Origin of the sequence: Rahnella selenatireducens (assembly GCF_046449555.1) — a bacterium.
Classification (GTDB): domain Bacteria; phylum Pseudomonadota; class Gammaproteobacteria; order Enterobacterales; family Enterobacteriaceae; genus Rahnella; species Rahnella selenatireducens.
The window spans coordinates 318764-331576 of the sequence record NZ_JBKEZJ010000003.1; the positions used below are offsets into that span (position 1 = coordinate 318764).

At 54.0% G+C, this 12813-nt stretch carries 8 protein-coding genes; 6 read left to right on the forward strand and 2 right to left on the reverse strand.

Annotation, left to right across the window (positions count from 1 at the left end; genetic code table 11):
* The first annotated feature begins 228 nt into the window (after positions 1–228).
* From dinG to ACLBVC_RS07190, 4 genes are all read left to right on the forward strand, one after another.
* Positions 229–2403: an ATP-dependent DNA helicase DinG gene (gene dinG / locus ACLBVC_RS07175; protein WP_410149060.1), complete on the forward strand. Its 2175-nt coding sequence runs from the start codon at positions 229–231 to the stop codon at positions 2401–2403.
* A 61-nt stretch (positions 2404–2464) separates the two neighbouring features.
* On the forward strand, positions 2465–3427 hold the full coding sequence (ybiB, locus tag ACLBVC_RS07180) for a DNA-binding protein YbiB (RefSeq protein WP_410149061.1): 963 nt from the start codon (positions 2465–2467) through the stop codon (positions 3425–3427).
* A gap of 842 nt (positions 3428–4269) precedes the next feature.
* A complete protein-coding gene (locus tag ACLBVC_RS07185; RefSeq protein ID WP_101076028.1) occupies positions 4270–4611 on the forward strand; it encodes a zinc ribbon domain-containing protein YjdM in 342 nt (113 codons plus the stop codon).
* Between the two features lie 111 nt (positions 4612–4722).
* Complete coding sequence (locus ACLBVC_RS07190) at positions 4723–6585, forward strand: M3 family metallopeptidase (protein ID WP_410149062.1); 1863 nt, start codon at positions 4723–4725, stop codon at positions 6583–6585.
* Between the two features lie 72 nt (positions 6586–6657).
* Here the strand turns inward: ACLBVC_RS07190 and ACLBVC_RS07195 are convergent, their stop codons facing one another.
* The gene (locus tag ACLBVC_RS07195; RefSeq protein ID WP_410149063.1) at positions 6658–7290 is read right to left on the reverse strand and encodes a flavin reductase family protein; all 633 of its coding nucleotides are present in this window, start codon (positions 7288–7290) and stop codon (positions 6658–6660) included.
* Between the two features lie 197 nt (positions 7291–7487).
* Here ACLBVC_RS07195 and rlmF point away from each other — a divergent pair, with 197 nt between their 5' ends.
* Complete coding sequence (rlmF, locus tag ACLBVC_RS07200) at positions 7488–8456, forward strand: 23S rRNA (adenine(1618)-N(6))-methyltransferase RlmF (RefSeq protein WP_410149064.1); 969 nt, start codon at positions 7488–7490, stop codon at positions 8454–8456.
* A 340-nt stretch (positions 8457–8796) separates the two neighbouring features.
* Positions 8797–10107 carry a methyl-accepting chemotaxis protein gene (locus ACLBVC_RS07205; RefSeq protein ID WP_410149065.1) on the forward strand — a complete coding sequence of 437 codons (1311 nt, stop codon included), beginning with the start codon at positions 8797–8799 and terminating at the stop codon, positions 10105–10107.
* Between the two features lie 275 nt (positions 10108–10382).
* Here the strand turns inward: ACLBVC_RS07205 and ybiO are convergent, their stop codons facing one another.
* On the reverse strand, positions 10383–12608 hold the full coding sequence (gene ybiO / locus ACLBVC_RS07210; RefSeq protein ID WP_410149066.1) for a mechanosensitive channel protein: 2226 nt from the start codon (positions 12606–12608) through the stop codon (positions 10383–10385).
* Positions 12609–12813 lie beyond the last annotated feature (205 nt).

A 12813-nucleotide genomic window follows, 5' to 3' on the forward strand; every position in this document is an offset into this window, starting at 1 on the left:
TATTCATTCCGTATTGACTGGGAATTTTCTTAGCGAGGATTTTTTACCGTAGATTTGTGATCAATTTATGACAATCAGAAATGAACTTTTCTTTTTTTTACAAGTCCTCCACTTTTTATGCCAAATCTGCTGGCGAATTTCGTCGAGATTTCGGGCTGCGTCAGAAGCGGGTCTGTGTGACAATAGACGCCGACATTCCTGTCCCGACGTACAAAAATAAAGAGATGCATGGCGCTTTCCCCCGCAGTCAAAAATCAGATAAGCCAGTGGTATAAAGCCCTGCAACAGCAAATCCCGGATTTCATTCCCCGTGCTCCGCAACGCGAAATGATTGCAGAGGTCGCGAAGGTTTTTTCCGGTGATTCTGCCCGGCATCTGGCCATCGAAGCGCCCACCGGCGTCGGGAAAACGCTGTCTTATCTTATCCCCGGCATTGCCGTCAGCCGCGAGGAAGAAAAGCCGCTGATTGTCAGCACGGCCAACGTGGCGTTGCAGGATCAGATTTTCAGTAAAGATTTACCGCTGCTGAAAAAGATCATTCCCGACCTGAAATTTACCGGCGCTTTCGGACGCGGGCGCTATGTTTGCCCGCGCAATCTGGCCTCAATGAGCAATGAAAACGCGCAGGGCGATCTGGGATTATTTCTCGGCGACGAACTTGCACCTTCCAGTGGTGAAGAACAGAAAATGTGCAAAACGCTGGAAACCGCGCTCTCGCGCTACGAGTGGGACGGTTTACGCGATCACTACCAGAAAACCATCGACGATCCGTTATGGATAAAAATCAGCACCGACAAAGCCAACTGCCTGAGCCGTAACTGTCATTATTTTCGCGAATGCCCGTATTTTGTGGCGCGAAAAGAGATTGAAAGCGCCGATGTGGTCGTCACCAACCATGCGTTAGTGATGGCGGCGCTCGAATCTGAATCCGTGCTTCCGCCCGCTAAAGATCTGCTGCTGGTGCTCGATGAAGGTCATCATCTGCCGGAAGTGGCGCGCGATGCGCTGGAAGTGGATGCTGAAATTACGGCCGTCTGGAACCACTTGCAACTGGACAATTTTGTGCGCCAGATTGAGCAATGTCTGGCGCTGTTCACCCCGAAAAATCCGCCGCCGCTGACCCATCCGGAGCGCCTGCAAAATCACTGCGCGGAGATGCGCGAGCTACTGTTGCTGATTGAACAATCGGTGAGCCAGTATTTACCGCCGGACCAGCCGGAAGCCGAGTACCGTTTTGAACTGGGCGCGTTGCCGCCTGAGCTGACGGAGCAGTGTAGCCGTCTGTTTAAGCTGACCGACGGGCTGCGCAGTCTGGCGGAATTCATGGTGAACGATCTCAGCGAAAAAACCGGCAAGCACGACATTATGCGTCTGCACCGGGCTATTTTGCACATGAGCCGCATGCAGGGTTATCTCGAAACCATGAGCAAACTGTGGCGACTGGCAGCGCTGGACAAAGCGTCGAACGCGCCAATCGGCAAGTGGGTGACGCGTACATATTTTGAAAACCAGACGCATCTGGTGTTTCACTGCGCGGGGATCCGTGTCAGCGAACAGCTGGAAAAAATGCTGTGGCGTAAAGTGCCGCACGTGGTGGTGACGTCAGCGACGCTGCGTTCGCTCAACAGTTTCTCGCGCATTCAGGAAATGAGCGGGCTAAACGAAAAAGCGGGCGACCGTTTCGTCAGCCTGGATTCCCCGTTTAATCATGTGACGCAGGGCAAGCTGGTGATCCCGCAAATGACGCTTGAGCCGGTTCTGGCGAATGAAGCGGCGCATTTGCAGGAGATGGCAGATTTCTTCCGCACGGAGCTGGCGAAAGGAAAACATACCGGTCAGCTGGTGTTGTTCGCCAGTAACCGCGCCCTGCAACAGTTCGTCTCACTGCTGCCGGATCTGCGTCTGATGCTGCTGGTACAGGGCGATCAGCCGCGCTATCGTCTGGTCGAGGAACACCGCAAACGTGTTTCTGCGGGTACCACCAGCGTGCTGATTGGCCTGCAATCCTTCGCCGAAGGTCTCGATCTGAAAGGCGAACTGCTGACGCAGGTGCATATTCATAAAATTGCGTTCCCGCCGGTGGACAGCCCGGTGATCCTGACGGAAGGCGAATGGCTGAAAACGCTGAAGCGTTACCCGTTTGAAGTCCAAAGCCTGCCGAGCGCGTCTTTCAACCTAATCCAACAGGTCGGGCGATTGATCCGCAGCCATGAATGCACCGGCGAAATCGTGATTTACGACCGACGCTTGCTGACCAAAAGCTACGGTTCGCGCCTGCTGGCTGCTTTGCCGGTGTTCCCGATTGAGCAACCGGAAATGCCCGCGCCGGGGTCGGTAAAACGTCCGAATCTCCTTAAAACCGCGAAAAAAGAGCCCGCTCGTCGCCGTACGCGCCGTCGGTGATTTTTCTCGCAGAGTCTTGTTTACCCTGAATAAGCAGTTGAACTAATAAGGTAACGGTACGATGGATTACACCAAACTCATCAAAGAAGTCGGACGCGGAAAAAACCATGCCCGCGATCTGGACCGGGAGCAGTCGCACGCGCTGTATCGTGAGATCCTCGCCGGTGACGTACCTGATTTACAGCTCGGCGCGTTGCTGATTGCGTTCCGTATCAAAGGCGAAGCCGAAGAAGAAATGCTCGGTTTTTACAGCGCGATGGAAGAGTTTGTGATGCGCCTTCAGGCACCGGAAAATCGCCCGCTGCCGGTGGTGATCCCGACCTATAACGGTGCGCGGAAACAGGCGAACCTCACGCCGCTGCTGGCGATTCTGCTCAGCCGTCTTGGTTTACCGGTGCTGGTTCACGGTGTGGACGAAGACCCGACGCGCATCACCAGCGCCGAGATTTTCCGCGCGCTGGGCATCGAAGCCGCCCGATCTCAGGAGCAGGCTCAGCAGCAACTTGACACAGGTAACGCGCCGGTATTTGTGCCGGTTTCCGTTCTGTGCCCGCCGATTGAGAAACAGCTGGCTCTGCGCTGGCAGATGGGCGTCCGAAACAGCAGCCACACGCTGGCAAAACTCATTACGCCATTCATCGGACAGGATTCACTGCGCTTATCCAGCGTTTCTCATCCGGAATACGTGCAGCGCGTTTCATCATTTTTCCGCCAGATCGATGGCCGCGGTCTGCTCACGCAAGGTACCGAAGGCGAAGTGTACGCTAATCCGCAACGCTTCCCGCAGACGCACTTTATCGCCGGTGGCGGGCAGAGAGTTTTGGCTGAAAAGCAGGAATTTGCTGATGCCGATATCCCGGCCTCAAAAGACGTCGCAGCGACAGTGGCCTTTATTCAGGGATGCCTGAATGGCGAACGTGATATCCCGCAGGCGATCCTGATTCAGCTCGCGTGTTGTCTGGTTGGGAGTGACGTTTCGGGGGATTTAGCGGAAGCAATGGTGATCGTCGAACAGGTGTTTTAATCCCAGACCGGGGATTAGAGGCGGTTTTCTCCCTTGCAGGGAGGGGCTTACAGCGGATCGGGAAAGTTTCGGTTTTTCATGCGCGGTGATCGCTCGGCTCAGGTCAAAACCTTGGGTTGCCACCCAAACCGGCAAGACCTTGGGCTCGCCGCCCAAACTGGCCTCAAGGAGCGCCTATCGCCGCGCCCCTTGAGAATCCCGGGCTCTTAAACTGCGCGCTGCCGCTGGGACGATGGACATGTTCAGCTGCTCCAGCATGTGGCGCAAACCCAGGCACTTCGTGCTGCCTTCACTCGGTCTTCGAGCCATAGGTCTCGAAGCCGCTCCGTTCAGCTGGATTTTGAGCGCGCCATCTCACCATTTTGAAAGACCCCACAAAATTGCCTTTGAATTACATAGCCAGTTGCCGCTTTCAGAAAGCTTGCCGAGCGAAGTGTTTCGAGACCAATGGCTCGAAACCGAGTAAGGGAACCGCGCAGCGGCAAGTTTTCGCGGCAATCACTATTGTGTCTGAAACATAGCCAGCGAGCGGCAGCGCGCAGTTGAAAAGCGCGGGTGTCCAGAGGGCGCGCGCGTTAACGCGCCCTTTGGGCCAGTTTGGGCGGCGAGCCCAAGGTTTTGACCTGAGCTGAGCGATCACCGCCATTGAGTAACCGAAACTTTCTCGATCCGCTGTAAGCCCCTCCCTGCAAGGGAGAAAACCGCCCGGGATATCCGGTCTGATATCCCAAAACTCCTCTTACCCTGTTCAAATGTGTGGTTAAAAGCTAAAATAGGGCATGTGTGAAATTTATTTCATGATTTTAATGGCTTTTTTAAAAGCATAACCTGAGGTTTTAGTTATGGAAACGTTACCAAGTTGCCCGACATGTAAATCTGAATTCACCTGGCAGGACGGTGAAATGCTCAATTGCCCCGAATGTGGGCATGTCTGGTCTCTGGCTGGCGATGCTGCGGGTGATGACGATGCGCTGAAGGTTGTCGATGCTAACGGGAATCTGCTGGCAGATGGCGATTCTGTTACGGTAATCAAAGACCTGAAAGTGAAAGGCAGCTCTTCCATGCTGAAGATCGGCACCAAAGTGAAAGGTATCCGTCTGGTCGAAGGCGATCACAATATCGACTGTAAAATTGACGGTTTTGGGCAGATGAAACTCAAATCTGAGTTTGTTAAGAAAAATTAACCCCAAATTCTGAAGCCTGCCCGCATTCAGCGGTTTTGCCATATCGACAGAACCGCTGACTGAACATACACTCAATGTAAAATCTCTTTAACATTCAGCAGAGAAGATTACATGACACAGGCTCAGGACTATTTTAACGCCCTTAATCACGACTACCTCGAAGTCCACCGGAACAAAGAAAATCTGTTCTGGCAAAACTATATGGGCACCGGTGATGAAAATGTCTCCAGTGCTTTCTCCGCTGCCGAAACGGCTTATAAACGTTTCATCTCCGAACCGACCCGTCCTGCGCAGCTGCGTGAGGCCATCGCACGTCTCGAAAAACAAACGCCGAATGCAGAATGTGATGCGCTGCTGCACGGCCTTCGCGGCTGGCTGAGTTTCTTCGACTGCAACGTCATCGAAGACCCTGAAGCGCTGGCGCTGCTCGATGAAATCATTCAGGCTGAATCCGCGCTGTTTGGCAAACGTAAGCAGTACCGCATGACGCACATCAACAGCAAAGGCGAGCGCGTCAATGCATCACTGGGTGAGCTGCTGACCAATCAGGCGAACAACGAAAATGAAGCGTACCGCCGTAGTTCGCAAAACGCCTTACGGGAGCTGGAAGAGTGGTTGCTGCATAACGGTTTGCCGCAGCTGATCAGCCTGCGTAACCGCTTTGCGCGTCAGCTCGGCTATCGGAATTACTTTGATTACAAAGTGAATAAAACCGAGCGGATGTCGCCGGAACAGTTATTCGCCATCCTCGACCGTTTCGAAGAACAGACGCGCGAGAGCAACACGCGCAGCCTGAATGAGCTGGTTGCCCGCGAAGGCGACGCCGCGCTGTTGCCGTGGAATATCCGCTTCGCCAGCGCCGGTGACGTGACCCGTCAGCTGGATCCATATTTCCCGTTTGCCGATTCCCTGCGTCGCTGGATTGACAGCTTTAAGCGCCTGAATATCGGTTTCAACGGCGCGGAAATGCAGCTGGATTTGCTGGTGCGTGAAGGCAAATTCGAGAATGGTTTTATGCACGGGCCAGTGCCGCCGTTTTATGACAATGGCAAATGGATCCCTGCAGTGATCAACTTCACCAGCCTTGCAAAGCCTGATCAGATTGGCAGCGGTGCGAGCGGGCTGAATACGCTGTTCCACGAAGGCGGCCACGCGGCGCACTTTGCCAATATCCGCCAGAATGCGCCATGCTTCTCGCAGGAATTCCCGCCGACGTCCATGGCCTACGCCGAAACGCAGTCGATGTTCTGCGACAGCTTGCTGGAAGACGCGGACTGGCTGAAACGTTATGCGAAAAATACGGCGGGTGAGCCGGTGCCGGACGAACTGATTCACGCCAGTATTGAAGCCCGCCAGCCGATGCGTTCCTTCAATGAGCGCCACATTCTTCTGGTGCCGTATTTCGAATGGCAACTTTATCAGTGGCCGGATGAAAAACGCACACCGGAAGCCATGATTGCGCTGGCGCGTGACGTCGAAACGCATATCCTCGGCGTGACCGGCAGCCCGCGTCCGACGCTGGCGATCCCGCATTTACTGTCGATGGAATCCGCCTGTTCTTATCAGGGCTACCTGCTGGCGCTGATGGCCGTTGAACAAACGCGTGCGTTCTTCCTCAAACGTGACGGCTATCTGACCGATAACCCGGCGATTGGCCCGGATCTGGCGAAGCATTACTGGACGCCGGGCAACAGCGTCAGCCACGACGATACCTTGCGTAGCCTGACGGGCGAAGGCTTTAACCCGGATTATCTGGCGCAGGCGTGTAATCAGACGGTAGACGCCGCGTGGGAAGATGCTCAGCGCACAATTGCAGGCGCTTCTGAGCGCGAACAGCCGGAAGCCGGTTTCGATCTCAACGTGCATATTCGCGTGGTAGACGGGAAACGTATCCTGGCTGACAGCGCCGACGGCGATGAGGCAATGTGTCAGGATTTCGCGGATTTTGTAGATCAGAATTACGGTTCGAAATAACCGCATCGTAGCGTAAAAAACCGCCATCCGGTGCTGAACCGGTGGCGGTTTTTTGATGGCTTAAATCAGCGGTTACTTGCGGGCGTCGGGGCGTATTAAATCGAAGCGCAAATCTTCAGAAATGCCGTAGTAAGCCGAAGGGCCACCGGCGCGCAGAACCGGCTCGGCGAGGGCGGTCTGATAAATACCGTCAACCAGCAGGTGCGGCGCGATATGCACGGCCACCACTTCACCGAGCACCAGCCAGGTATCAATTTTTCCGCCCGCGGCAGTTTCTAACTGAATGCACTGCGTCAGCTTGCATTCAAAGTTGACCGGGCTCTCCAACACGCGATCTGCCGCCACAATCCTGCCCGGCTGCGGCGTCAGTCCAGCAAACGTAAATTCGTCTTCGCCGCGTTCCAGCGTGGCCGAACTTTCATTCATTTTGACCGCCAGCGGGCGCGTGGTCAGATTCCAGACAAACTCGCCAGTTTCGACGATATTCGCCACACTGTCTTTCCAGCCGCTGCTGGCAAAACCAATGATCGGTGGGCGATAATTGAAGCAGTTGAAGAAGCTATAAGGCGCCAGATTTCGCTGACCGGCAGCATTGCGCGAGGAAATCCAACCAATCGGACGCGGGCCGACAATGGCGTTTAACGGGTCATGCGGCAGGCCGTGACCGCTTGCGGGTTCGTAATAATAACGATCATGAACGCTCATGATATTCCTCAGTTAAAAAATTCATCAAAACTCTGATTCGTACATTACCCGTTTTAAACGGGTACTGAGCGTTTTTATGTGCCCGTATGCGCGCGGCAGGCCGCCCCGGTTTGTGGTATCTTGTGCGCCATTAATGAGTATCAACGCCCCCTCGCATGCTGTATGCGTCGCGCAACACCTTTCGGAGAGTCAATCAGGTGGAAAAAAAGAAAGTCTTCCCTCAGGAAAAAAGCGGTCTTCACCCGCGAAATCGTCATCGCAGCCGCTATGATTTCCCGGCCCTGATTGCCAGCAGCCCGGAACTGGCGCAGTTTGTCAGTGAAAATAAATGGGGCGATCTGTCTGTCGATTTCGCCAATCCGCAGGCCGTGAAAGCGCTGAACCGCGCTTTGCTGCGTGACTGCTATCAGATTGAAAACTGGGATATTCCGGCGGATTATCTTTGTCCGCCAATTCCGGGGCGCGCTGATTATGTTCACCATCTTGCCGATCTTCTGGCCAGCTGCAACAACGGCAATATTCCGCAGGGTAAAGACATTTCCGTGCTGGATATCGGTGTGGGCGCAAACTGTATTTATCCGATTATCGGCCTGCGTGAATACGGCTGGCGTTTCACCGCCAGTGAGATTGACCCGGTTTCGATGGCTGCCGCGAAGAAAATTGTCGCGACCAACCCGCAACTGACCAATCAGGTTCGTTTCCGTTTGCAGGCGAAACCGCCGCGTATTCTCGACACCATTATCCGTCACGACGAGCGCTATGATGCCGTGCTGTGCAACCCGCCGTTCCATGCGTCGGCGGCGGATGCGGCGTCAGGCAGCCAGCGTAAGCGTCAAAATCTGGGGCTGGATCGTCGAGCCGGTACGGCGGATCTGAACTTCGGCGGTCAGCACAACGAACTGTGGTGTGAAGGCGGCGAAGAAGCGTTTGTTGTCCGCATGGCGGAAGAAAGCGCCGGTAAAGCACAGAACTGTTTCTGGTACACCGTGCTGGTGTCTAAAAAAACAACACTTCCGCTACTGTATGACGCGCTCAACGAAGAGGGTGTGACAGATATCCGCACCATCGAGATGACGCAGGGGAATAAGATCAGCCGCTTCGTCGCCTGGACCTTCCTGACGCCATCGCAGCAAAAAAGTTGGGCGATTAAGCGCTGGTCAGTCTGATCACGTTGTAATCTTCTTTATTCCAGCCTGTTATTCTGACGACAAACAGGCTGGAAAAAATACTCATGCCTGACCTTTCTTTTTCATTGGATTAAATTATGCTTAATTCACTATAAGAAAGTTGATTAATTATCCTGATAATGATTTATCGCGTGATTTCATTTAAACGCGCTTTGTTTGGCTTCAGCAAACCTTTCTAAAACCCGCCCAGGGGTCAGACTAATGTTCTGTGGATTATCGTTATTTGATGAATAACCCACAGGTATTAGCACGTGTGTATTTTTTAAATTAATTGCGATTACGCATTAATTCACGTTATCAGCCACAGGGTGTCTGTCCTATGCAATTATTTTCTCATCAGTTTAGTACGGCATGGCGTGATAAATTCGCAGCACTTCAGGACGCTGTTCCGATGATTGTCTTCACGCCAGACGGTGTGGTACTTGAGGTCAATGACCTGTTCCTTAGGGGCATGGGCTACAACAGGCAGGAAGTCGTTGGTCAGCCTCACCGGATTTTCTGCACGCCAGAGTTCGTTGCCAGCGATGCCTATCGCTTGCATTGGGAAGGGTTACGGCAGGGAAAGTCCATCAGCGGGAATATTAAACGTGTGCATAAAAGTGGAAAATTAATCTGGCTCGAAGCCACTTATGTTCCGGTTAAAAATAAACAAGGTAAAGTCACTGAAATAATTAAAATTGCCAGTGATGTCTCTGAAAGAATTACAGAATCGCACGAGCATCAGGGTATTTTACAAGCACTTGACCGCTCAATGGCACTGATTACCTTTACCCCAGAAGGTAATGTGATTTCTGCAAATAATAACTTCCTGAAAGTCATAGGTTATTCTCTGCAACAAATTAAAGGGCATCCCCACGCCATGTTTTGCCTGCCGAAATTTGGTGATACCCATGAATATAAAAATCACTGGCAGCGCCTGCGTAACGGAGAGTTTATCCTTGGGCGTTTCGAGCGGATGAACGGTCGCGGCCAGGCGATCTGGCTGGAAGCCAGCTACAACCCGGTGATGGACGATGACGGCAATGTGCTGAAAATCGTCAAAATAGCGCAGGATATTACCAGCCAGATGGCTCAGCAGCGTCAGCAGGAAAGCATGATGACGCATGTCCACGCGCTGTCCCTGACCACGGACAAAACGGCGGCGGAAGGGGTCACCATCGTCCAGAAAGCCGTGGAAGATATGCAGGAAGTCGAAGCGCTGGCGCGCCGCACGTCGGACATTATCGGTCAGCTTGGGCAAACCTCAGAACGGATTGGTGAGATGGTGGATACCATCCGGCGCATCTCGTCGCAAACCAATTTACTGGCGATTAACGCCACTATCGAAGCCGCGCACGCGGGCGAACAGGGCAGGGGATTTGCCGTGGTCGCCGGTGAAGTGCGTTCGCTGGCGGATCAGTCGCGGAAAGCCGCCGTGGAGATTGACCAGCTGACGCAAAGCATCCGCGACGGTGTGATGGCGGCAATCGACGGCATGGGGAACTGCGTTAACCGCGCGGGCGGCGGTGTCGCGCTGAGCCGCAATGCGGGAGATGTGATTAATCAGGTCAATCTGGGGATGCAGGATCTGGTGCGGATGATGGCGGAGTTTTCGGTTATCGCCGGTGACCAGGGGCAAACGAGGCATTAGCGGGAGGCGGGAGCTAAAAGTAGCTTGTAAAATTTTCAAAGATTACAGACATTTGGTTTTCTCCTCCCTCTGCGAAGGCGGAGGTTGGGAGGGGGTTTAGCAGGCAACTAAGTTGCTACAACCCACACCCCCCTCCCGGCCTTCCCCTCGTGAGAGGGGAAGGAGCAAATCAAAACCATCTTGCAGTGATGCATCGAATTACATAGCTCCCGAGCCGTTTTTGCGGCAACAGAGGCGGCAACGGGATTATAGTCAGCAAGCCCAAGATGTTGACCTTAAACACCGTCTCTGCACCGGCCATCTGTAACCCCCACCGATGGGGCATCGGCATAAAGTTGAACCGCCTGCCTCGGCATCTCAATCCCTGCGGCGGCAAAGTGATTCTTCACCAGACGGTCTAACGCATACTGCACTGTCCACTGTTCCAGCGCTTTTGTGCGCACCAGTACCCGCAGGGTGAAGAACTGATCGCCTAATCCCACAACACCCTGATAAGTCGGTTCGCCGATCAATAACGGTTTGATGCTTTCGTCCTGTTGCAGTGCTTCTACGGCCTTACGTAGAACGGCGTTGGCGGCGTCCACGTCTTCATTGCGGCTGACGTTATAGCTGGCGCGGTAGACGCCAAACTCACGTTCATAATTCGAAAGCGTCGTTATCGAAGAGTAGGGAACGATGTGATACACGCCGTAGATATCGCGCAGGCCAATCGAGCGGATAGTCATGCGTTCAACGGTGCCGCTAATGCCCATCACCGTGACGTATTCGCCGGTATTCATGCCATTTTCGAACTGGATGAAAATACCGGTGATCACGTCTTTTACCAGTGTCTGCGCACCGAAACTGACGGCCAGACCGAGCGCACCGGCACCGGCCAGCAGCGGGGCGATGTTCAGCCCGACCTGCGAGAGCATGATCATAATGGTGATGGTACAAATCACGATCGCGAGAACGTTGCGGAACAGGGTCAGCAGCGTGCGTTCACGGGCGCTCGGACGTGCACCATTACTCAGTTCCTGCGCCAGGCGATGTTCAATCACGCTGGCAAGCAGCGTCCAGGCCACAATGGCGAAGCACAGAATAAACAGCATATGACCCAGACCGCTGATCACTTTCTCGCCGGTTTCCGTCATAAACCATTTGTTTAGATTGAAAATCTGCCACGCGTCGAGCAGCGAAAGCGTCACGCTCAGTACCACCAGCACGCGGATGATTTTCAGACCCGCCGGAATGTATGAATTAATGCGCTTTTGCAGCAGCGGGTAACGGCGGTTAACGTCATCGGGCAGGGTGATACGGCGGTTAATCCAGCGCGAAAGCAGGCCGGAGATCAGCGCACCGATGCCGATAATCACCAGACTTTTAATCGTCGCGGCCATCATGAAGCGCAGACTTCCGGCAAAATCAAACTGCGAAAGGAAGAACAACACCACGAAATAGCTGACCGCCAGCAAATGCCAGACATGCCCGAGGGCGCGGAGAATGACACTGAAAAATGCCATTGAGCGCTCAGCCAGCAGGTTGAATTCATGATGAATCGTGCGGCGGTTATGCAGAATCAGCCAGCTGGCGTAAACCGTCAGGGCCAGCATCACTACGAAATTCACCACCGCGGCTGTGGTGTAATTGATTTGTGTGGCAACCACCGGAACGCCGACCATTAGCGCGTAACCAATCAGTCCGCTGACCCAAGCCAGACGGGTATTCCAGTAGCGCGCCGTGACATCCGCCAGCGGGAAAGGGCGCAGGTAGCTGAAGCCGGGCGCAAAGATCAGGCGCAAAACGGCTTTGAAAAATTCAATCACCGCGAAGGCGCTGAGGAACAAAGCCTGCAGGCGCGCAATCAGCGGGCTGCCGCCGTTGAAATATTGCGTGAACAAATTACCGGCGGCGACGGTCAGCAGCAGAATACCGAGGTCAACCGTGAACGCCCCGATGATGCTGGCGGGCAGTTTGTACCAGTGCGCTTCTTTCAGTCGCGCATGGTTCCCCCAACGCCCGAGGCGCAGATAAAGCGGCCCGATTAAACGGCGAATCAGATAGAAGAATGCAAAGGTCACGGCGACGGTCAGCAGAAAATACCCTAACGCCGGGAAGAAACGCGCAGCATTAAAATGATGCTGCGGGCCGGAATTGATGGTGTCTTTAAGCTGCTGCACGCGCTTCATAAATCCGGAGGCGGTTTGCTGCGTGGTATCCACCAGCTGGTCAATCAGCGAAAGCTGTTCAGCCTGCGGTGCGGTGTTTTTGGCAGGCGCTTTTGCTGCCGGCGTGGTTCCGGCGGCTTCCCGGAGGTGCGTAATCAGTTGGGCGCGGGCTTTATCATCCTGAAGAATATCGGCCAGCGCGGCGTAAGAAGCTTTCTGTTGCTCGGCAGCGGCGGTTTTTTCCTCAGCCGCATGGCTGAAGGCGCTGAACAGGGAGATCGTGATAAACAGCAGAGCTGAAAATATCGGTGTCTGGATGCGGTGAGCCAACGGAGTCCTGTCGTTATGCGGCATTGTTCCTCTCTCAAAATAGCGTTAGTCGGAAGTGTTGCTGCCCTAAGGGTAAAGCATCGGTGACGGTATTGTAGAAAAATTGTGGCAAGAATTTGTGAAAGGACGTGCTACATGGCGCAGGCAGATGATTGGTTCTGGCCGCGAAATCGTCTGCCAAACCCCTTCCGGCCTCCCCCTTCGCAGGGGGAAGAGCAAGTTGGATAAT

Excerpts from the sequence above, each read along its gene's own strand:
- ACLBVC_RS07195 (WP_410149063.1), bottom strand. The coding sequence starts at position 7,290 with ATGAGCGTTCATGATCGTTATTATTACGAACCCGCAAGCGGTCACGGC.
- ybiB (WP_410149061.1), top strand. The coding sequence starts at position 2,465 with ATGGATTACACCAAACTCATCAAAGAAGTCGGACGCGGAAAAAACCAT.
- dinG (WP_410149060.1), top strand. The coding sequence starts at position 229 with ATGGCGCTTTCCCCCGCAGTCAAAAATCAGATAAGCCAGTGGTATAAA.
- ybiO (WP_410149066.1), bottom strand. The coding sequence starts at position 12,608 with ATGCCGCATAACGACAGGACTCCGTTGGCTCACCGCATCCAGACACCG.
- ACLBVC_RS07190 (WP_410149062.1), top strand. The coding sequence starts at position 4,723 with ATGACACAGGCTCAGGACTATTTTAACGCCCTTAATCACGACTACCTC.
- ACLBVC_RS07185 (WP_101076028.1), top strand. The coding sequence starts at position 4,270 with ATGGAAACGTTACCAAGTTGCCCGACATGTAAATCTGAATTCACCTGG.
- ACLBVC_RS07205 (WP_410149065.1), top strand. The coding sequence starts at position 8,797 with ATGCAATTATTTTCTCATCAGTTTAGTACGGCATGGCGTGATAAATTC.